1 pseudogene is annotated in these 286 nt (G+C 50.7%); it reads right to left on the bottom strand.

Annotated elements, in window-relative coordinates:
* A pseudogene (locus Q4563_RS19205) lies at nt 1-252 on the bottom strand (hypothetical protein); the annotation flags it as partial.
* Nucleotides 253-286: the final 34 nt, after the last annotated feature.

The raw sequence follows: 286 nt of genomic DNA, 5'->3' as shown, positions 1-286 counted from the left end.
GATATTGACACCGGCATCCGACAAAGCCCCAGCGGCGCTCTGCAACAGCCCGGGTATCTTCATATCACTGCCAATAGCACTGACCATCGCCAATTTTTCAACCCGAACATCTGCATCGGTATATACCTGACGCAGACGATCCATCAGCCAGTTAATACGGCGTTTGTTACCTTTCAGGTAAAAGGTCTCGGTGTTGGCATTAAAGTCTTTGGTCAGTACCCGTACGCCGGATTCAAAGACCAGATCGGCCATTTTCTGTCCGTGGGTAGCGTCACCAACCATATCC

The organism is Gilvimarinus sp. 1_MG-2023 (assembly GCF_030548285.1).
The sequence above is the reverse complement of the archived record's forward strand: the minus strand, read 5'-3'. Positions and strand labels throughout refer to the sequence as shown.